Annotated in this window: 18 protein-coding genes; 10 read left to right on the forward strand and 8 right to left on the reverse strand. The window is 71.0% G+C overall.

Translation table 11 applies throughout. The features are described from left to right. Positions 1-27: 27 nt before the first annotated feature. From JWS14_RS37760 to JWS14_RS37790, 7 genes are all read left to right on the forward strand, one after another. Positions 28-1,521, forward strand: coding sequence for an NlpC/P60 family protein (locus tag JWS14_RS37760; protein ID WP_206016262.1), 1,494 nt, complete (start codon positions 28-30; stop codon positions 1,519-1,521). Between the two features lie 204 nt (positions 1,522-1,725). Continuing rightward, positions 1,726-2,901: an AAA family ATPase gene (locus tag JWS14_RS37765; RefSeq protein WP_095861037.1), complete on the forward strand. Its 1,176-nt coding sequence runs from the start codon at positions 1,726-1,728 to the stop codon at positions 2,899-2,901. Next, positions 2,898-3,872 carry a DUF58 domain-containing protein gene (locus tag JWS14_RS37770; RefSeq protein WP_095860601.1) on the forward strand — a complete coding sequence of 325 codons (975 nt, stop codon included), beginning with the start codon at positions 2,898-2,900 and terminating at the stop codon, positions 3,870-3,872. The genes JWS14_RS37765 and JWS14_RS37770 overlap by 4 nt, the downstream gene beginning before the upstream one ends. Beyond that, a complete protein-coding gene (locus tag JWS14_RS37775; RefSeq protein ID WP_095860600.1) occupies positions 3,869-4,849 on the forward strand; it encodes a VWA domain-containing protein in 981 nt (326 codons plus the stop codon). Before JWS14_RS37770 ends, JWS14_RS37775 begins: the two co-directional genes overlap by 4 nt. A 93-nt stretch (positions 4,850-4,942) precedes the next feature. Continuing rightward, on the forward strand, positions 4,943-5,692 hold the full coding sequence (gene fabG1, locus JWS14_RS37780; RefSeq protein WP_072942052.1) for a 3-oxoacyl-ACP reductase FabG1: 750 nt from the start codon (positions 4,943-4,945) through the stop codon (positions 5,690-5,692). Positions 5,693-5,738: 46 nt separating this feature from the next. Then, the gene (inhA, locus tag JWS14_RS37785) at positions 5,739-6,536 is read left to right on the forward strand and encodes an NADH-dependent enoyl-ACP reductase InhA (RefSeq protein ID WP_005241845.1); all 798 of its coding nucleotides are present in this window, start codon (positions 5,739-5,741) and stop codon (positions 6,534-6,536) included. Positions 6,537-6,577: 41 nt separating this feature from the next. Continuing rightward, on the forward strand, positions 6,578-7,687 hold the full coding sequence (locus JWS14_RS37790; RefSeq protein ID WP_206015438.1) for a ferrochelatase: 1,110 nt from the start codon (positions 6,578-6,580) through the stop codon (positions 7,685-7,687). Here JWS14_RS37790 and JWS14_RS37795 read toward each other — a convergent pair. After that, positions 7,653-8,462: a hypothetical protein gene (locus JWS14_RS37795; RefSeq protein ID WP_072942049.1), complete on the reverse strand. Its 810-nt coding sequence runs from the start codon at positions 8,460-8,462 to the stop codon at positions 7,653-7,655. The two genes, JWS14_RS37790 and JWS14_RS37795, sit on opposite strands and share 35 nt — an antisense overlap. 67 nt (positions 8,463-8,529) lie before the next feature. On the opposite strand from JWS14_RS37795, the gene JWS14_RS37800 reads away from it, so the two are divergent. From JWS14_RS37800 to JWS14_RS37810, 3 genes are read left to right on the forward strand one after another with little or no spacing between them, the layout of a single operon-like run. Next, positions 8,530-9,369: a DUF3097 domain-containing protein gene (locus JWS14_RS37800; protein WP_072942048.1), complete on the forward strand. Its 840-nt coding sequence runs from the start codon at positions 8,530-8,532 to the stop codon at positions 9,367-9,369. Between the two features lie 8 nt (positions 9,370-9,377). Then, positions 9,378-9,809, forward strand: a complete 432-nt coding sequence (locus JWS14_RS37805) for an NfeD family protein (RefSeq protein WP_072942046.1) — start codon at positions 9,378-9,380, stop codon at positions 9,807-9,809. Beyond that, on the forward strand, positions 9,810-11,009 hold the full coding sequence (locus JWS14_RS37810) for an SPFH domain-containing protein (protein WP_072942045.1): 1,200 nt from the start codon (positions 9,810-9,812) through the stop codon (positions 11,007-11,009). Positions 11,010-11,016: 7 nt separating this feature from the next. Here the strand turns inward: JWS14_RS37810 and JWS14_RS37815 are convergent, their stop codons facing one another. The 7 genes from JWS14_RS37815 to JWS14_RS37845 all read right to left on the reverse strand — a co-directional run bounded on the left by JWS14_RS37815 (position 11,017) and on the right by JWS14_RS37845 (position 20,090). Further along, complete coding sequence (locus JWS14_RS37815) at positions 11,017-11,718, reverse strand: thioesterase II family protein (RefSeq protein ID WP_206015439.1); 702 nt, start codon at positions 11,716-11,718, stop codon at positions 11,017-11,019. A gap of 4 nt (positions 11,719-11,722) precedes the next feature. Then, complete coding sequence (locus tag JWS14_RS37820) at positions 11,723-16,018, reverse strand: type I polyketide synthase (protein WP_206015440.1); 4,296 nt, start codon at positions 16,016-16,018, stop codon at positions 11,723-11,725. After that, complete coding sequence (locus JWS14_RS37825; RefSeq protein ID WP_072942039.1) at positions 16,015-16,302, reverse strand: acyl carrier protein; 288 nt, start codon at positions 16,300-16,302, stop codon at positions 16,015-16,017. The genes JWS14_RS37820 and JWS14_RS37825 overlap by 4 nt, the downstream gene beginning before the upstream one ends. 26 nt (positions 16,303-16,328) lie before the next feature. Then, positions 16,329-18,080: a fatty acyl-AMP ligase gene (locus JWS14_RS37830; RefSeq protein WP_206015441.1), complete on the reverse strand. Its 1,752-nt coding sequence runs from the start codon at positions 18,078-18,080 to the stop codon at positions 16,329-16,331. Positions 18,081-18,214: 134 nt separating this feature from the next. After that, complete coding sequence (locus JWS14_RS37835) at positions 18,215-18,742, reverse strand: hypothetical protein (protein ID WP_072942036.1); 528 nt, start codon at positions 18,740-18,742, stop codon at positions 18,215-18,217. Continuing rightward, positions 18,739-19,320: a hypothetical protein gene (locus tag JWS14_RS37840; RefSeq protein ID WP_072942034.1), complete on the reverse strand. Its 582-nt coding sequence runs from the start codon at positions 19,318-19,320 to the stop codon at positions 18,739-18,741. Before JWS14_RS37840 ends, JWS14_RS37835 begins: the two co-directional genes overlap by 4 nt. Positions 19,321-19,379: 59 nt before the next feature. Beyond that, the gene (locus tag JWS14_RS37845) at positions 19,380-20,090 is read right to left on the reverse strand and encodes a TVP38/TMEM64 family protein (RefSeq protein ID WP_244163569.1); all 711 of its coding nucleotides are present in this window, start codon (positions 20,088-20,090) and stop codon (positions 19,380-19,382) included. Positions 20,091-20,139: the final 49 nt, after the last annotated feature.

Raw genomic sequence — 20,139 nt, forward strand, 5'->3', positions numbered from 1 at the left:
GTTGTGAAGCGACAAGCACGAGCTGGAGTGGGGCACCGTAGCTTCTCCCGCAGGCGCGCTCGCGTCGTGCGCCTCCTGATCGGACTGGGCATCGTCGGCGCGCTGGTCGGCAGCACGCCCGGCCTGGCCGCCGCAGTGCCGCCCCCGCCGCCGAATCCGTCCGACTCCGACATCGCGCAGGCCCAGACCCAGGTATCGGCCGGCCTCGGGCAGGTCAGCGAACTGATCAACCAGGTCGCCTCCGCGGATCAGCAACTCGCCCAGCTCGACAACGAGGTCGCCATCAAGCGCGAGGACGTGAACCGGGCGCTGGTCGATCTGCAGAACGCCCGCAGCGCCGCCGATCTGGCCGCCAGTGTGGTCGGCGCCTCCCAGCAGGCGCTGCGCGACGCCGGCGCACAGATCGAACTGGCGCAGAAGGACTTCGACAAGTACGCCCGGTCGAGCTACACGCAGGGCACCAACGTCTCCGCGATCTCGACATACCTGGGCGCCCAGGGGCCCGGTGACGTCCTGGACCGCGCGCAGGTTCTGAAACTCCTCGCCACCAGCCAGAACGCGGTGCTCGAGGGCCTGCAGCGCGCCCGGACCGCGCAGGCCAACAAGGATTCCGCGGCGCGCGAGGCGAAGCAGCAGGCGGACGTGGCCGCCGACCAGGCCGCGTCGAAGAAGTCACTGGCCGAGCAGGCGATCGCGATCGCCCGGTCGGCGTTGCAGGACCAGGCGGCCAAGAAGGCGCAGATCGAGAGTAACCGGGCGGCCGCGCAGGCCCAGCTCGACGCCGCCCGAGGCAACGTCGCGGGGCTGCAGGGGCAGCGTGAGGCGTACGCGACGTGGGAGGAGCAGAAGCGCGCCGAGGACGCGCAGAAGGCTGCCATCGCCGCCGCGGCCCGGGAGGCCGCGACGCAGGCTGTCGCGCGGGTCGCCGCCAACGAGGCGGCACGTCAGCGCGCGGCGGAACTCGCCGCGGGGCAGCGGGCGCACACCACGATCGAGGACGATTCGGAGGACGAGGACTCCGCCACCGGCGGGGGAACGACCACGCCGAAATCCACCCCCAAGTCGAAACCGTCGACCAGCGGTGAGAACCTGACGGGTAGTGAGGCCATCGAAACCGTCATCGACCGCGGCCTGTCCCAGATCGGTGTGGAGTACGCGTGGGGCGGCGGCGACGAGAACGGCCCCACCCTCGGTATTCGCGACGGCGGTGTCGCCGACAGTTACGGCGACTTCAACAAGGTCGGTTTCGACTGCTCCGGTCTGATGATCTACGCGTTCGCCGGGATCGGCATCTCCCTGCCGCACTACACCGGGTACCAGTACACCGCGGGCGAGCAGGTTCCCTCGGAGGAGATGCAGCGCGGCGACATGATCTTCTGGGGCCCGAACGCCAGCCAGCACGTCGCCCTGTATCTCGGGGACGACCAGATGCTCGAGGCGCCCGAGTCGGGGGACGTCGTCAAGATCTCCCCGGTGCGATGGGACGGCATGACCCCTTACGCTGTCCGTATGGTGTCGTGATCCATGATGTCGATGAAGTAGTCCGCGGTGCGGATCGTGCTTGGTTGCGGCGGGGGTTGCTTGCACCTGGAATAGTTGAGCAAGTACGTGAACGGGCGGAACGATCTAGGTGAAAGCGGTGGATTCTTGGTGACCTCACGTGATGATGCGGTATCGGAGGGTGCAGCCCGGAAGGAGTCGCCCGCGAAGGCCGCTCCCGAAGGTGTGAAGAACGGGGGTGCGTCCAACGGATCGGGTCCCCAGAACGCCACCGCGCCGACGGCACCCTCACAGGATGCGGGCACGCAGGCCGCGCTGACGAAGTCGGTCGCGCCCAATCTCGCCGCCGACGTTCAGACGCTGGAACGCGCGATCTACGAGGTCAAACGCGTGATCGTCGGGCAGGACCGGCTGGTGGAGCGGATCCTGGTCGGTCTGCTCGCGAAGGGGCACGTACTGCTCGAGGGTGTGCCGGGTGTGGCGAAGACCCTGGCCGTCGAGACGTTCGCGAAGGTGGTCGGCGGGTCGTTCTCGCGCGTCCAGTTCACCCCGGACCTGGTGCCCACCGACCTGATCGGTACGCGCATCTACCGGCAGGGGCGGGAGGAGTTCGACACCGAACTCGGCCCGGTCGTCGCGAACTTCGTGCTCGCCGACGAGATCAACCGCGCACCGGCGAAGGTGCAGTCGGCGCTGCTCGAGGTGATGGCCGAGCGGCACGTCTCGATCGGCGGCAAGCGGTACCATATGCCCGACCCGTTCCTGGTGATGGCGACGCAGAACCCGATCGAGAACGAGGGTGTGTACCCGCTGCCGGAGGCGCAGCGCGACCGCTTCCTGTTCAAGATCCTCGTCGACTATCCGACGGTGGAGGAGGAGCGCGAGATCGTCTACCGGATGGGTGTCGATGCGCCGGAACCGCACCAGGTTCTCGATCCCGAGGAACTCGTCCGCCTGCAGAAGGTCGCGAGCGGTGTGTTCGTGCACCATGCGCTCGTCGACTACGTGGTCCGGGTCATCGCGGCCACCCGCACGCCGGCGGAGTTCGGTCTCCCCGACGTCGACGGCTGGATCGCGTACGGCGCGTCACCGCGTGCGACGCTGGGCATCATCTCCTCGGCGCGGGCGCTGGCGTTGCTGCGCGGGCGTGACTACGTGGTGCCGCAGGACGTGCTCGAGGTGATCCCGGACGTTCTGCGTCACCGTCTCGTGCTGTCCTACGACGCTCTCGCCGACGAGGTGAGCCCGGACGACGTGATCTCCCGTGTGCTGCAGACGGTGGGTCTGCCGCAGATCGCCGCACAGCCGACGACGGTCCCGGCCGCTCCCGCCGGTCACAACGGACCGCCTGTCCCGTCCACGTCGGTGCCCGGACCGACGGCGATGAGCCAGCCACGGTGAGTGCGCGTACCGCCGGTGCGCAGAGTTCCGGCCCGCCGCCGTCGTTTCGCTCCGGCGAACTCCGTGATCCCAAACTGTCCGCTGCGCTGCGGACGCTGGAACTGACCGTCCGCCGACGCCTCGACGGTGTGCTGCACGGCGACCACCTGGGCCTGATCCCGGGTCCGGGCTCGGAGCCGGGTGATGCGCGCGAGTACCAGCCGGGTGACGACGTCCGTCAGATGGACTGGTCGGTGACCGCCCGGACGACGCACCCGCACGTCCGGCAGTCGGTCGCGGACCGGGAGTTGGAGACGTGGCTCGTCGTCGACTTGTCGTCGAGCCTGGACTTCGGTACCGCCGGGTGCGAGAAGCGGGATCTGGTGGTGGCTGCGGCCGCCGCCGTCACGCATCTGACCAGCGGCGGCGGCAACCGGATCGGGGCGATCGTCTCCACCGGCGCCCAGACCACCCGGATCCCGGCCCGCGGCGGCCGGATCCACGCGCAGGCGATGTTGCGTCAGATCGCGACCACCCCGCACGCCCCGGACGGGGTGCGGGGCGACCTGCAGGGGGCGGTGGAGTCGCTGCGCCGGCCGCAGCGCCGCCGCGGTCTTGCCGTCGTGATCAGTGACTTCCTGGGACCGATCGACTGGGAGCGGTCGCTGCGGGCCATCTCAGGGCGCCACGACGTACTCGGTGTCGAGGTGCTCGACCCGCGAGATCTGGAATTACCCGACCTGGGGGATGTAGTGCTGCACGATCCGGAGTCCGGACGGACCCGCGAGTTCACGACCACACCGCAACTGCGCGCCGACTTCGCGCGCGCCGCGGACGAGCACCGCCTGCAGGTGGAGCAGTCGTTGCGGGGGTGCGGTGCCCCGCTGCTCAGCCTGCGGACTGACCGGGACTGGATCTCGGACGTGGTGCGGTTCGTGTCCGCCCGGAAACACAGTTACGGGACCGCGACGAACCAGAGGTCCCGCCGGTGAGTCTTTCGCAGTTCACCTCACCGTGGTGGTTGCTGTTCCTCCTGGTGGTCGTGGCGTTGGTCGCGGGATACGTGTGGGTACAGCGGCAGCGGCAGAAGCACACCCTGCGGTTCACCAACTACGCGTTGCTCGAGAAGGTCGCGCCGTCGCGGCCGGGCCGGGCCCGGCACATCCCGGCGCTGCTGATGGTGCTGGCGCTGGTGTTCTTCAGTGTGGCGCTGGCCGGCCCGACGGAGGACAAGCGGGTTCCGCGGAACCGGGCCACCGTGATCCTCGTCATCGACGTGTCGTTGTCGATGAAGGCGACCGACGTGGAACCGACCCGTCTGGCCGCCGCGCAGGACGCCGCGAAGTCGTTCGCCGACGGGCTCACCCCCGGCATCAACCTCGGTCTCGTCGCGTTCGCAGGCACCGCGTCGGTGCTGGTATCGCCGACCACCAACCGGGAGGCCACCAAGGTCGCGATCGACAATCTGCAGCTGAGCGAGCGGACCGCCACCGGTGAGGCGATCTTCACATCGCTGCAGTCGATCGACACGCTGGCCGCGGTGCTCGGCGGCAGTGATCAGGCGCCGCCCGCCCGCATCGTGCTGCTCTCGGACGGCAAGCAGACGGTCCCCGAGAATCCGGACGATCCGCGCGGCGGGTTCACCGCGGCCCGGCAGGCGAAGGACAAGGACGTTCCCATCTCGACGATCTCGTTCGGCACCAGCTACGGCAAGGTCGAGATCGAGGACGAACGCATCCCGGTGCCCGTCGACGACCCGTCGCTGCGGGAGATCGCGAATCTCTCCGGCGGCAGCTTCTTCACGGCGTCGAGCCTGGAGGAACTGCGCGACGTCTACGACACCCTCGAGGAGCAGATCGGGTTCGAGACCACCCGCGGCGACGCCAGCCGCCCGTGGCTCGTGCTGGGTGTCCTCTCCGCCACGGCGGGGCTGATCCTCGCGCTGGTCCTGCGTCAACGGCTGCCGTGATCTGCGTTCCGCCGGCGTTCTCGGCATCAGAGCCCTGCTGACCGCGGCCCCGCGCTTCCACTCCTGCACATCTGAACAGATAGGTTTATCCGCATGTCTACCCCAGAAACTACTGACGCGTCGGTGAGGACGGTGTCCACTCCCCGGTCGGTGCTCGTCACCGGCGGCAACCGCGGGATCGGCCTCGCTGTCGCGCAGCGCCTCGCGGCGGACGGGCACAAGGTCGCGGTCACGCACCGCGGTTCGGGTGCGCCCGAGGGTCTGTTCGGCGTCCAGTGCGACGTCACGGACACCGAGTCGATCGACCGTGCCTTCAAGGAAGTGGAGGCGCACCAGGGTCCGGTCGAGGTCCTCGTCGCGAACGCCGGCATCACCGACGACACGCTGATCATGCGGATGACCGAGGAACAGTTCACCTCCGTCGTCGACGCCAACCTGACCGGCGCGTTCCGCGTCGCGAAGCGCGCCACCCGGTCGATGCTGCGGTCACGGTTCGGCCGGTTCGTGTTCCTCGGGTCGGTCGTCGGGCTCGCCGGCGGTCCCGGCCAGGTCAACTACGCGGCGTCGAAGGCCGGTGTGGTCGGCATCGCGCGGTCGCTGACCCGCGAACTCGGGTCCCGGTCGATCACCGCGAACGTGGTGGCCCCGGGATTCATCGACACCGACATGACCGCGGTCCTCGACGACAAGTACAAGGACATGATCACCGGCGCCGTCCCGCTGCAGCGGCAGGGCAAGCCCGAGGAGGTCGCCGCGGTGGTGAGCTTCCTGGCCTCCGACGATTCCGCGTACGTCTCCGGCGCGGTGATCCCCGTCGACGGCGGCCTCGGCATGGGCCACTAGAACTCCCACACCACTTCCCGGACTTTTCTTCACAGGAGGACACCTCATGGGCGGATTGCTCGAAGGTAAGACCATTCTCGTCACCGGCATCATCACGGACGCGTCCATCGCGTTCCACGTCGCCAAGGTCGCCCAGGAACAGGGCGCCAAGGTGATCATCACCGGATTCGACCGTCTCCGGCTGATCGACCGCATCGCGCAGCGGCTGCCGCAGCCGGTGCCGCCGGCGCTCGAACTCGACGTGCAGAACCCCGAGCACCTCGCGAGCCTCGCCGACCGGATCCGGGAGATCGCGCCGGAGGGTGTCGACGGCGTCGTGCACTCCATCGCGTTCGCGCCGCGGTCCTGCCTGGGCAGCCCGTTCTTCGACGCACCGTGGTCCGACGTCGGGGTGGCGTTCGAGGTGTCGGCGTACTCGTACGCGTCCCTGTCGAAGGCGCTGCTGCCGGTGCTGAACGACAACGCGTCGATCGTCGGCATGGACTTCGACCCGGCGCGGGCGGTGCCGTTCTACAACTGGATGGGCGTCGCCAAGGCCACCCTCGAGTCGGTGAACCGGTATGTCGCCAAGGAGGTCGGCGAACGCGGTATCCGCTCCAACCTCGTCGCGGCGGGCCCGATCAAGACCCTCGCCGCCAAGGCCATCGCCGGCACCGCCACCGACGACGCCAAGCAGATGAACGAGCTGAACACGGCGTGGGACGAGCGCGCGCCCATCGGCTGGAACGTCGACGACCCGGAGCCGGTCGCGAAGACCGTGTGCACCGTGCTGTCCGACTGGCTGCCCGGCACCACCGCGTCGATCATCTACGTCGACGGTGGCGCCCACGCGATGGCCGGCTAGGGCACTACCCGGGGAGTGCGCCCCGAACGGCAGCACGGAAGATGGGGATCATGATCGCTGTGAATTCGACGGACGGTTCCGGTTCCCGGTTCGACGCCCTTCTTCTGTTGTCGTTCGGGGGTCCGGAGAAGCCCGAGGACGTGCGCCCGTTCCTGGAGAACGTCACCCGGGGCCGGGGGGTGCCGCCCGAACGTCTGGACGCGGTCGCCGAGCACTACCTGCATTTCGGGGGTGTGTCGCCGATCAACGCCCTCAACCGCGACATCATCTCCCGCGTCGAATCCGAATTGGCAAGCGCCGGAATCGATCTGCCCGTCTATTTCGGTAACCGGAACTGGCATCCGATGGTCGAGGACACGGTCGCCCGGATGGGTGCGGACGGTGTCCGCTCGGCCCTGGTGTTCCCGACGTCGGCGTGGGGCGGGTACTCGGGGTGCCGGCAATACCACGAGGACGTCTCCCGGGCGCGGGCCGTGGCCGGCGACGGGGCGCCGCACCTGCTGAAGCTGCGGCAGTACTACGACCACCCGCTGCTGATCGGGGCGTTCGCCGACGCCGTCCGGGCGGCCGCCGCGCAGCTCCCCGCCGAGCACCGGGCAGACGCGCGACTCGTGTTCACCGCCCACTCCGTGCCGGTCTCCGCGGACGTCAACGCCGGACCGCCCGCGGAGGGCGGCCGCCTCTACAGCCGGCAGGTGGCCGAGGCCGCGAGGCTCACCGCCCGCGCCGCCGGCTTCGACGACTTCGATCTGGTGTGGCAGTCCCGGTCCGGGCCACCCCAGGTGCCGTGGCTCGAACCGGACATCTGCGACCACCTCGACACCCTCGCCGGCGACGGCGTGCGCGCGGTGATCGCGTGCCCGGTCGGATTCGTCTCCGACCACCTCGAGGTGGTGTGGGACCTGGACACCGAGGCGCGGGACAAGGCCGCCGAACTCGGCATCGACTTCGTGCGCGCGGCCACACCCGGGACGGACCGGCGGTTCGCGGAACTCGTGGTCGCACTCGTCACCGAGCAGCTGACCGGCGCGTCCGCCGCGCGGCTCGGATCCGAGCCGCTGCTCGGGTCCACCCTGGACGGCGAATCCTGCGCGGTCGACTGCTGCAAGGCCGTCGTCAGGCCGTCAGGCCGTCCCGCGCACACGCATTGACGGCGGCGGTGCGCGCCGAGCGCACCGCCGAACGCAGCGGCCGCAGCAGGTCCTCGAGGGTGGCCGCGCCCGACGCGGACACGGTGCGGGCGGGGGCCATCTGCTCGGCGACGGTGAGGATCGCGGCCACCTGATCGGCCGAGTCCAGGATCCGCAGCGCCCGCGGCGCGATCGTCGTCGGGTACCGGTGCAGCGCGGACTTCGCCAGCGCATCGGCGATCAGGGCGCGCGGATCGGCGCCGAAACCGGAGTCGAGCATGTGCAGGGCCTCGAGCGCGGCCGCGGCGTCGCGCACCGCCTCCCGCATCGTGAACTCGGCCTCACCCAGACCGGTGTGGTGGGCGTCGAGGGGGAGCCGCTCGATCGTCGACACCGTCCACCGCAGCACGTCGGGACCCTCGACGTGCGGGACGAGCCCCGTCCCGGACCGGCCGGGCGGCCCGACGAGGACACCTTCGCCGGTGCCGATCGCGGCGGACGCGAACTCGGTGCCCGCGGGCAACCCGCGCACGTCCCCCGGCCCGGGCAGGACCAGCCGGATCTCGGTCTCGGGTTGCGACACGGAACGGCGCATCGTCTGCAGCAACGCCGTCACCCCGGCGTCCTGCGGGTCGGGCCACGGCAGTCCGGTGCGCCGGGCCGTGTCCTGATCCTCCGCGCAGGCGAGATGCATCGGCGCCCACGCGTGGAGGGCGTCGATGACGTCGTCGGGTGCACTGTTCCCGGCGAGCCAGGAACTGGCCCACACGGTGAGAGTGGCGCTGGGTGAAGTCACGATAAACGAGCATATGTCGGCGTGGCGGCGTGTGTGTAACGGCGCCGCTGGCATAGCGTCAGCGCCCGTGAGCGGAGGCGACAGATACGGCGACATCTTTTCCGGACACCCACGCGCGAGGAAGCCGGTGACGCCGACGGTCCCGGCCGAACGGGACCTCGTGGTCGAGGACGCGGGCACCGGGTTCTGCGGGGCGGTGGTGGGGTTCGAACGCACCTACGACGGCGATTTCGTCCGGCTCGAGGACGGGGCGCGGCGCACCCGGTTGTTCGCGATGCGGGAGGCGGCGTTCCTGATCGACGGGAAACCGGTCACCCTGGTGCGCCCCGCGGCCAAGCCCGCCGGTCCGCCGGCCACCCGGTCGGCATCGGGGTCGACGAAGGTCGAGGGGCTGCGGGCCCGGACCGCGCTGGCCAGCCGGATCTGGGTGGAGGGCGTCCACGACGCCGCCCTGGTGGAACGGGTGTGGGGGCACGACCTGCGCGTCGAGGGGGTCGTCGTCGAGCACCTGGAGGGCCTCGACAACCTCGGGGAGCGGCTCGCGGAGTTCCGCCCCGGACCGGGACGGCGCGTCGGCGTGCTCGTCGACCACCTCGTCACCGGGTCCAAGGAAACCCAGCTCACGCAGGGGCTCGGTCCGAACGTGCTCGTCACCGGGCACCCGTTCATCGACGTGTGGGAGGCGGTCCGGCCGTCGGCGGTGGGTATCGCGGCCTGGCCGAAGATTCCGCGCGGTGAGGACTGGAAGACCGGGGTGTGCCGCGAGTTGGGCTGGGGGACACCGCGCGACGGGTGGCGCCGGGTGTACTCGGCCGTCGACACGTTCCGCGACCTGGAGGCGCCGCTGATCGGGGCGGTCGAACAGCTGGTCGACTTCGTCACCGTCGGTTCCGGAGATTCTGGTTAGATGGTGTTGTGGCTGCATTGATTTGGCTGGTAGCGGGGGTGCTGCTCGCCGCCGCCGAAGCGTTGACGGGGGACTTCTTCCTCCTCATGCTGGCGGGCGGTGCGCTGGCCACGGCCGGGGTCACCGCGATCACCGACTTCCCGGTCTGGGTCGACGCGGTGATCTTCGGAATACTGTCCCTCGCGCTGATCCTCGGGGTACGCCCGGTGTTGTTGCGCAAGTTCGAGACACCGCCGCCGACCCCGACGGGGATCGAGGCGCTCACCGGCAAGCAGGCCCTGGTGCTCGAGGAAGTCGCCGAGCACGCCGGGCAGATCAAACTCGGCGGGGACGTGTGGACGGCCCGCCCGCTCGACAGCACGGAAGTGTATCCACCGGGAACGACCGTGACGGTAATGCAAATTGACGGCGCGACCGCCGTCGTATGGAGGGGACCGTAGATGGCAGCACTCATCGTGTTGATCGTGCTCGTGTTGTTCGTTGCGCTGGTGGTGGCCAAATCGGTGGCGCTGGTGCCGCAGGCCGAGGCCGCGGTGATCGAGCGACTCGGCCGGTACTCGCGGACCGTGTCGGGTCAGCTGACGTTCCTGATCCCGTTCGCGGACCGCATCCGGGCCAAGGTGGATCTGCGCGAACGGGTGGTGTCGTTCCCGCCGCAGCCGGTGATCACCCAGGACAACCTGACGTTGAACATCGATACCGTGGTGTACTTCCAGGTCACCAACCCGCAGGCCGCGGTGTACGAGATCAGCAACTACATCGTCGGTGTCGAGCAGTTGACCACCACCACGCTGCGCAACGTCGTCGGCGGCATGACGCTGGAGGAGACGCTCACCTCGCGTGACTCCATCAACGGGCAGCTGCGCGGGGTGCTGGACGAGGCCACCGGCCGCTGGGGTCTGCGCGTCGCCCGGGTCGAACTCAAGAGCATCGATCCGCCGCCGTCGATCCAGGAGTCGATGGAGAAGCAGATGAAGGCGGACCGCGAGAAGCGGGCCACCATCCTCACCGCCGAGGGGCACCGGGAGTCGGCGATCAAGACGGCGGAGGGCGACAAGCAGTCCCGCATCCTCGCCGCGGAGGGCGCGAAGCAGGCGTCGATCCTCACCGCGGAGGGTGAGCGGCAGTCCCGGATCCTGCGAGCGCAGGGCGATCGGGCCGCCAAGTACCTGCAGGCGCAGGGTCAGGCGAAGGCGATCGAAAAGGTGTTCGCCGCAATCAAGTCCGGCAAACCCACCCCCGAACTCCTCGCGTACCAGTACCTGCAGACATTGCCGCAGATGGCGCAGGGCGACGCGAACAAGGTGTGGCTGGTGCCCAGCGACTTCGGTGACGCCCTCAAGGGTTTCGCGAAGACCCTCGGCGCGCAGGGGCAGGACGGGGTGTTCCGGTACGAGCCGTCCACCACGGACGAGGATCTGCCCAAGCCCGAGGACGATTCGGAAGAGGTCGCCGACTGGTTCGAGACCAAGTCCGACCCGGCCATCGCGCAAGCCGTCCGGGCCGCGGAGGTCGAGGCGCGGCAGCCCGTCGACGGTCCGGGACCGCTCACGAAGCCCGGCGGCGCCGACGAGCACGCGCCGCTGTACCCGGGGGGAGCGCCCGGGCAGTTGCCGCCGCCCGTCCCCCCGCACGGCTGACCCCCGCCTACCCGGCCGCGGCGTAGCGGCGCAGCAGCGGCCGGAGTACCCGGAAGAGCTGTTCGGGTGCGTGGTCGAGGTAGAAGTGATCGCCCGCCAGCATGCGCACCCCGGACAGCCGTGTGGTGTGCCGATCCCAGGCGTGCAGTTCCCGCTCGCCGACCAGCGGGTCGGCGTCCCCGCCGAACACGTGCGCCGGGCAGCTGAGCGGCGGGTCGCCGGGGTCGCGGAAGGCGGTGCACAGGCGCAGATCGTCGCGCAGCGCGGGAAGGTAGCGGTCCAGGAAGTCCGGCAGGTCCGGGAGGCCGGCGGGAACACCCCCGGCGGCGCGCAGCACCGCGATCAGGGCCGCGTCGTCCAGGCCGTCGACCGGCGGTAGCGGTGCGGGCAGGTGCGGCGCCGCGTACCCGGACAGCAGCAGCGCCCGCGGGAGTGGGTGACCGCTCGCGCGCCGACGGCACGCGAGCCGGTACGCCACCAGCGCACCCATGCTGTGGCCGAAGAACACATGCGGCGCCGTGAGCTGTTCGGCGAGTTCGGAGTCGAGTGCGGCGACGAGGGAATCGACGTCGGTGAACCCGGCCCCGCCCGCGCACCGGGGCAGGTGCACGGGCCGCACCGACACGTGCGGGCCCAGGGCGCGGTGCCAGTGGCGGTACGTCGTGGGCCCGCCGCCGGCGTGCGGGAAGCAGAACAGCCGGAGGGGCACGGCGCTACGCGGCCGCGGCGAGCGCGCCGAGTTCCTCGGCGAGAGCCGCCACGGTGGACCGGATCTGGTCCTCGGTGTGGCAGGAGGTGACGAAGAAGCGCAACCGCGCGAGATTCTCCGGCACCGCCGGGTAGAGGATGGGGTTGACGTTGATGCCGCGCCGGAGCAGCGCACCCGACAGCGCGAGGGTGCGTAGTGAATCCCCGACGATGCAGGGGATGACCGGGGTGTCCCCGCTGTCCCCGGTGTCGATTCCGGCGTCCGCGGCGAGTTGCAGGAACAGCCGGGAGTTGCGACGCAACCTGCCGAGGGCCTCGGGTTCGGCGCGCATCTGCCGGATCGCGGCCAGGGACGCCGCGGCATTCATCGGCGTCATCCCGACGCTGTAGACGAAGCCGGGCGTCGTGTACTTCAGGAACCGGATCAGTTCGGCGCTGCCCGCGACATAGCCGCCGCACCCGGCCAGCGCCTTCGACATCGTGCCCGACCACAATTCCACGTCGTCGCGGTCGACGCCGAAGTGCTCGCCGATGCCGCCGCCGGTGGCGCCGAGCACCCCGATGCTGTGCGCCTCGTCGATCATCATCAGCGCCTGGTGCTTCTTCTTCACCGCGATCATCGCGGGCAGGTCGGGAATGTCGCCGTCCTGGCTGTACACGCCCTCGATGAGAATGAGGACCCGCCGGTACCGCGAGCGGATCGCGGTGAGCAGGGCATCGAGCGCCGCGTGGTCGTTGTGCGGGAACGGGCGCCGGGTGGCGCCGGACAGTGCGCAACCCTGCAGGATGCTGTCGTGCGCGAGGCTGTCGTGGACGACGAGGTCACCCTCCCCGAGGAGGTGGCCGATGACCGTGACGTTGGTGGCGTGCCCGCTGACGAGGGCGATGGCGTCGTCGGTTCCGAGCAGCCCGGCCAGTGCGGCCTCGAGTTCGCGGTGTACCGGTTTCTCCCCGGACAGCACGCGGCTGGCCGAGCAGGAGCTGCCGTAGCGGGCGACGGCGTCCTGGACCGCGGAGACGACGGCCGGGTGCCCGGACATGCCGAGGTAGTTGTAGCTGGAGAAGTTGAGGACCTCCGCGCCGTCGATCGTCGACGTGTCCCGGGTGACGCCGTCGTTGACGAGGAAGTACGGGTTGGTGACGCCGAGCCCCTCGGCGGCGGTCAGCCGTGCGGCGAGCGCCTGCACCTCCGGGAAGTCGGCGATGCGGAACTCGGGTGCCACCGCCGGTTCCGGGTCCGGGACGGGCGTCACGGCGGGCCGCGACCCGGGGACGCGGTGCGCCGTCACGTGGTCGATCACCTCGCCGAGCGTGCGGCCCGGTGTGAACCAGTCCGGTTCGACGACGAGACCGGGGAATGCGCGGCGCAACCCGCCGAACAGGTCGGTGATCATGATCGAGTCGAATCCGAGGTCGCCGGCGATCGTCTGCGTCGCGGTCAGCGCGGCCGCGGGGAATCCGCTGACCCGTGCGACTTCCGCGCGCACCCGGGTCGCGGTGTCGCCGGCCGACGCCGCTGGACCGGGCGCGGTGTCCGGTGTCGCCCCCGGGACGGACAGTCCCGTCCCGGGGACACCGGCGGCGGCGGCGAGCACGGCGGCCTGCTCCCGGAACAGAGCGATCAGGTGGTCCATGGTGGTGTCCTCGGGCTCGGCAGCGACGGTGGGTGGTGCGGGTTCGGCGGGTTGCGCCGCGGTGGGTGCGTTCTCGGGTGTCCAGAAGCGGGCGGTGGTCGCGAACGGGTACCCGCGCAGTCGCCGGCGGACCCGGGCGCCCGGCTCGTACAGCGCGTCCCACGCCGGGTCGTGGCCGTCCCGGTACAGGGCGGCGACGGTTGCGGGGAGTTCGTCGCCGGTGGCGGCCGGGCCGGGGCACGGCGCCAGGTGCCGCGCCAGCGAGCCGGGATGGGCGCGGGCGGTCAGCGGCAACAGGATTCGTGCGGGGCCCACCTCGATCAGGTGGGTGGGATCGCAGGTCAGGGCGGCCGCGGTGGCGTCCGCGAAGCGCACGGTGGCCGTGATGTGGTCGGTCCAGTAGGTCGCGTCCATCGGTTCGTTGACGTCGAGGAGCCGCCCCCGGGTGGTGGAGAAGATCGGGATCTCGGGCGGCCTGTACGTGCAGTCGGCGGCGACCTCGGCGAACGCGTCCCGGATCGGTGCCATCGCGGGGGAGTGGAAGGCGTGCGAGACGGTGAGCCTGCGGACGGGGACTCCGGCCGCGGTCAGCGCGGCGCCGATCCGGTCGACGGCGTCTGCCGCCCCCGACAGCACCACGTCCCGCGGCCCGTTCACCGCCGCCAGTGCGGCCGCGGGTTCGCCGGCGAGCAGGGCGGCGACGTCGTCCGGGGTGGCCCGCACCGCCAGCATCGTGCCGCCGGCGGGTAGTTGCTGCATGAGCCGTCCCCGCGCGACGATCAGCCGGCACGCGTCGTCCAGGCCGAACACGCCTGCGTGGGCGGCGGCCGCGTATTCGCCGACGCTGTGGCCGATCAGCCACGCCGGTTCGATGCCCAGTTCACCGAGCGTCCGGGCCAGCGCGTACTCGACCGCGAACAGGGCGGGTTGCGCGAACTCGGTGCGGTGGATGTCTTCGCCGGTGCCGAACAGCACGTCCCGGACCGAGCGGCCCAGGTGCGGGGTCATCCGCTCGTCCACGTCGGACAGCGCCCGCCGGTACGCGCCGTGCTTCTCGTGCAGGGCGCGGGACATTCCCGGGTACTGCGCGCCCTGCCCGGTGAAGAACCAGCCGACGCTGACCGGGCGGGCCGTCCCGGACAGCGACTCGAGCAGGTGTTCGTCACCGGCCGCCGCGCGCAGCGCCGCGACGGCCTCCTCCCGGTCGTGGGCGGGGAGCGCGAGCCGGTGGCGCCCGGATGCCTTGACCGTGTTCGTGCTCCAGCACACCCGGCCCAGTTCGGCGTGGGGGTGGGCGAGCAGATCGTCGGCCAGGGCGGCGGCGGTGCGGGCGAGGCCGTCCCGGTCGTTCGACGACAGGGTGAGCACGCCGCCGCCCGTGCTCGCCGCGTGCTGCTCGCCGGCGGGCGCCGCGGCGAGCAGCAGGTGGGCGTTGGTGCCGCCGAGCCCGAAACTGCTCACGGCGCCGTGCACGTCGCCGACGGGCAGCGGCATCGGCTCCGACAGGATCTGAAGACCGTTGTCCGCCAACCGGAGCCGCGGGTTGACATCCGCCGCGCCGCGGCTGGGCGGCACCACCCGGTGGTGCAGCGCCAGGGCTGCCTTGATCAGTCCGGCCACCCCGGCCGCGCCCTCGGTGTGACCGAGATTGCCCTTGATCGACCCGATCGCGCACGGCCGCGGGCGGGGCACCGCGTGGACGTGACCGAGGGCCTTGATCTCGATCATGTCGCCGAGCACCGTCCCGGTGCCGTGCGCCTCGACGAACGCGACCTGTGCGGGCGTGACACCCGCACGCCGGTACGCCTTCTCGACGACCTGCTGCTGGGCCCAGCGGTTGGGGGCGGTGATCCCGTTGCTGCGGCCGTCGTTGTTGACGGCGCTGCCCTTGATCACGGCGTAGATCGGCAGGCCCTCCGCCTGCGCGTCCGCGAGCCGGCGCAACACGAGTACCGCGACCCCCTCGCCGCGGCCGATTCCGTCGGCCGCACCGCTGAACGGTTTGCACCTGCCGTCCGGCGCGGACAGCCCGGCCTGCGTGTAGAAGACGTTCACCGTGGGGGTCAGGGTCAGGTTGACGCCCCCGGCGAGGGCCTGGTCGCAGTCCCCGGACCGCAGCGCCGCGCAGGCCAGGTGGACGGCGACGAGCGACGACGAGCAGGCGGTGTCGATCGCCATGCTCGGGCCCTGCAGGTTCAGCTGGTAAGAGACCCGGTTGGCGGTCATGAAATAGCCGTTGCCGCTGCCGAGCTGCGGAGTGATGCGCGGGAGGTCGCGCATCTGGAGATTCCACTCGTTGGCCATGACGCCGACGTACACGCCGGTGTTCGAACCGGCCTGGGCCCGCGGATCGAGTGCGGCGTCCTCGAACGCCCGCCACGCCGCCTGCAGCAGCAGCCGCTGTTGCGGGTCCATCGCCGCGGCCTCGCGGGGTGCGATGCCGAAGAAGTCGTGGTCGAAGGCGTCCGCGTCGGCGAGGAATCCGCCGCTGCGGTTGTTGACGGTGCCGGGACCACCGGCGGCGTCGAACACGACGTCCGCGTTCCAGCGTCCGGCGGGGACGTCGGTGATGCCGTCGCTGCCCTCCATCAGCAGCGTCCACAATGCGGCGGGGTCGGGGGCCTGCGGGAAGCGGCAGTCGAGGCCGACTATCGCGACGTCGGTCATGAGGCCTTCCGGTGCCGCAGTGCGGTTTCGCCGACGACGAAGACGGCCATCTCGGCGATCGTCGGGTAGTCGAACACCACGGTCGGATCGAGTTCGAGGTCCCACCGGTCCTCGATCTCGCCGCACAGGCTCACCGCGGACACCGATTCGATTCCCAGCTCGGCGAGGGGGAGGTGCGGATCGACGTCGTGCACCGGCCGTTCGGTGTGATCGGCGACCCGGCAGGCGAGCCAGTCGATGACGGGGGCGAGGTCGCGGCGGGTGATCTGCTCGGGGACGGGCATCGGGTACTCCTGGTCGGTGATCGGGGTCAGGCGGGCACGGCGGTGGTGGTCCGGAGGCGCTGCACCGCCGGGTCGATGTCCTCGTGCAGGACGGCGTCGACGCGGGACCGGAGGAACGAGGCGCGCATCGATCTGCGCTGGACCTTCCCGCTGGTGGTGCGGTGCACGCCGCGGCGGTCGACCAGCACCACACTCGGCGCGTGGACGTCGAAGGTCCGGGCGACGCCGAGCCTGATCCGGCGGGCGAGTGCGGGCAGTGTCAAGTCGTCGATCAGCGCGGTCCTGACCTCGTGGATCACCAGCAGCCGCTCGTGCTGCCCGGTGTCGAGCGAGAACACCACCCCGGCGGAACCGGTGAGCGCCGGATGCAGGTCCCGCACGGCCTCCTCGATGTCCTGGGGGTACAGGTTGCGGCCGTTGACGATCAGCAGGTCCTTCAGGCGGCCGGTGACGTAGAGGTGCCCGTCGTCGAACACCCCGAGGTCGCCGGTGCGCAGGTACGGTCCGTCGCCGTCGAGAGTGGCGCGGAACTTCTCCGCGGTCTCGTCCGGCCGTCTCCAGTAGCCGGCGGCGACGCTGCCGCCGGAGATCCAGATCTCCCCGACCCGCCCGCGCGGTTGCTCCCGGCCGGTGTGCGGGTCGACGATGCGGATGTCGCACCCGAACGGCCTGCCGCTGCCGACCAGCCGGGCGCCGCCGGCCTTCGGCGTCAGTTCGTGACGCTCCAGTGCGGCGGCGTCGACGTCGAGATACTTTGGGGCGCAGCCGACCTCGCTGGCGGTGGCGAGCAGGGTCGCCTCGGCCATGCCGTACGCGGTCAGGAAGGCACCCGCCCGGAAACCGACGGGCCCGAGCCGGTCGATCACGGCGTCGAGGGTGCGGGGCCGGATGGGTTCGGCCCCGTTCAGCGCCACCCGCACCGAGGACAAGTCCAGCCCGGCCAGTTGGTCGTCGGGGATCCGGCGGGCGACGAGGTCGTACGCGAAGTTCGGGCCGAGGGTCATGTCGGCGCGGTAGCTGTCGATCAGCTGCAACCAGCGCACCGGCCGTTTGAGGAAGGTCATCGGCGACATGAACGCGAGGTTGCCGCCGAAGTAGAGCGGCAGCAGCAGCATGCCGATCAGCCCCATGTCGTGGAAGTGCGGGAGCCAGCCGACCCCGGTCACCGTGTCGTCGGCGCCGTTGGCCTCGGTCATGGCGGCCGCGTTGTGCAGCAGGTTTCCGTGGGTCACCATCACGCCCTTCGGTTCGCTGGTGGAACCGGACGTGTACTGGAGGAAGGCCAGGGTGCCGGCGTCGAGTCCGGGCAGGCGCCAGTGGTCGGGGTCGGGGTCGCCGAGTTCGGCGGTGTCGGTGGCGGCGACGGAAACCGTGGCGGCGAGCCCGGACTCGCGGATCCAGCTGTCGAGCGGTTCGGCGACCGCGGACGTGGTGAGCACGAGGCGCACGTCGGCGTCCGCGAACATCGTGGCGACGCGCTGCATGCTGCGCTCGTCGTGCGGGACCGGTGCGGGTACGGCGACCACCCCGGCGTAGAGGCAGCCGAGAAACGCGCGGAGGAAGTCGATTCCGTCGACGTACAGCAGCATCACCGGGTGTTCGGCCTCGGGCCGCGTCGACAGCCACACCGCGAGTGCGCGGGCGTCCCGGTCCAGTTCGCGGTAGGTCACTTCCTCGGCGACGAGTTCGCGGCCGACCTCGCGGTGGTAGGTGTAGGACCGGTCGTCGCCGTAGACGGCGACCTGGGCGCGGACGTGGGACACGAAATCGGTAGGCAAGGATGCTCTCTCCCTCGGATTGGACGAGTACGACTCTCGTCCGCGCCGAGGCGGGAACCCATCACCCCCAGGGCTGGTTTCGCGCACCCCCGGGGTGAATGTCCCACACCGGTGGAGGTCACCGGGACGGGCTGCTACGTGATGAGGGCGCGGCCCGTTCCGCACACCGCGATCGCCCAGAGCACGCTGGTGAACGTGCCGATGATGAATTGTTCCGAGGCGTGCGCCTCGCGCAGTTCGGGGTAGCGGGCCAGTCCCTTGACCGCCAGTACGACGGCGATGCCCTCCGGCCAGGCCGCGAGGATCGAGACGGCGACGGCGGCACGCTCGAGGAGGCCGATGATCCGTCCGCCGCGCAGCGGCCCGGCGTCGGGTCGCGGGTCGGATCCGGCGTCGGGCTGGCGGCGCGCGATGCGGAACGCGGCCAGCACGAGCGGCGCCCCGCCGGTGGTCGCGGCCGCGACGCACAGGACGAGGGTCGCGGCGAGGGCGAACCCGGTGACCGGTGTGGTGGCGGATGCGGCGACCGCCGCGACGGTCAGGGCGAGCACGACCACGATCGGCGCCGCCCACTGCGACATCCAGCGGGGGCCGCGGGGCCCCGCGAGCACCAGGGGTGCGAGCGCGGCGACGCCGAGGGCGATGAGGGCCAGGGTCGTCACGTGTCCGCCTTGCGTAGGAGTCGTTCGGCCAGTCGTCGCCCCGCGGTCTCGACGTGCCAGCCCGCGGTGGAGAGTCGTTGGGAGACGGCCTGCTTGCTGATGCCCAGCGCGCGGGCCGCCTCGGTCTGGGTGGAGCCGCGCCGCATCTGCTCGACGGCCTCGCGGCCCTCCTCGGTGCGGCGCGCGACGAGGACCGCGACGAGGGCGAGCGCGGTGTCCGCGTCGGCGGCGCCGTCCGGGTCCGGACCCTCGACGGCCACCCGTCCGGGGGCGCTCTTGGCGCGGTCGACGGCGATCCGCGCGGATTCGAACGCGGGGCCGCGCCCGGCCCGGGTTTCGCTGGGGAGGGGTTCCTCGACGGGTCCGGCGCCGATGCCGATGCTCCAGTGTTCGCGGGCGACGAGGTCGAGGGCGAGGTCGACGACGGTCGCCGGGTCCGCGACGACGGCCTGGACCTCGTCGCCCGCGGTCCGCTGGAACGGGCGGACGAGGTCGCGGTGCGCGAATTCGGAGAGGAGTGGGGCGACACGGTCGATGTCGCGGCGGCTGCCGCGCTGGTCGACCGTCAACACGAACATGAGTCAAGGCTAGAAACTGGATATCACGATGTCAATACTCAAAGCTTGACTTCGCGGGTTCAAGACTGCGGGATTGACTCATCCTCGGCGGGGCGGTCGACAACCGGTTCCGGCACCGCGTCACCGGAACCGTCCAGCGGCCGCCGGGAATCCACCACCAGCCCGGCGATTCCGACGGCGATGCACACCGCGGACAGCACCAGGAGTCCCGGCTTCGTCTCCCCGGTGAGCGCGTCGCCGAGCACGACGATGCCGACGGTCCCCGGCAGCACACCGATCACCGTGGCCAGCACGTACGGGATCAGCCGGATCGAGGACACGCCTGCGCAGTAGTTCACCACGGAGAACGGGACGAACGCGATCAGCCGCAACGACCCCACCGCGAGCCAGCCGCGCCGGGCGATCCGCTCGTCCACCCGCCGGATCGTCGGGTTGGAGATGCGCTGCCACACCACGTCCCGGCCGACGGCACGCACCAGGTAGAGGGCGAGCACGGCGCTCACCGTCGACGCCAGCACCGCGATCGCGATGCCCAGCCACGCGCCGAACAGCAATCCGGCGCTGAGCGTGAACACCGTGCGGGGGAACGGGAACACCGTCACCACCGCGTGCACGGCGAAGAAGACGAGGGGAAACGCCGGACCGACGGAGTGCGCCCATTCCCGCACCTGCAGCACGGACGGATGCGGGGCCAGCAGCGCCACGACGACCAGCGCGACTGCCAGTACTGCGACGCCGATCACCCTGCGGTCCCCGAGGCGTCTCTTCACAGGGCACCAGGCTACCCGGGAGACCGGTCCGGGGCGCCGCGAGCGCCGG

This window comes from Rhodococcus koreensis, from assembly GCF_017068375.1.
Lineage (GTDB): Bacteria > Actinomycetota > Actinomycetes > Mycobacteriales > Mycobacteriaceae > Rhodococcus_F > Rhodococcus_F koreensis.

Excerpts from the sequence above, each read along its gene's own strand:
- JWS14_RS37840 (WP_072942034.1), bottom strand. The coding sequence starts at position 19,320 with ATGTTCGTGTTGACGGTCGACCAGCGCGGCAGCCGCCGCGACATCGAC.
- JWS14_RS37790 (WP_206015438.1), top strand. The coding sequence starts at position 6,578 with ATGGGGATCATGATCGCTGTGAATTCGACGGACGGTTCCGGTTCCCGG.
- fabG1 (WP_072942052.1), top strand. The coding sequence starts at position 4,943 with ATGTCTACCCCAGAAACTACTGACGCGTCGGTGAGGACGGTGTCCACT.
- JWS14_RS37810 (WP_072942045.1), top strand. The coding sequence starts at position 9,810 with ATGGCAGCACTCATCGTGTTGATCGTGCTCGTGTTGTTCGTTGCGCTG.
- JWS14_RS37825 (WP_072942039.1), bottom strand. The coding sequence starts at position 16,302 with ATGCCCGTCCCCGAGCAGATCACCCGCCGCGACCTCGCCCCCGTCATC.
- inhA (WP_005241845.1), top strand. The coding sequence starts at position 5,739 with ATGGGCGGATTGCTCGAAGGTAAGACCATTCTCGTCACCGGCATCATC.
- JWS14_RS37820 (WP_206015440.1), bottom strand. The coding sequence starts at position 16,018 with ATGACCGACGTCGCGATAGTCGGCCTCGACTGCCGCTTCCCGCAGGCC.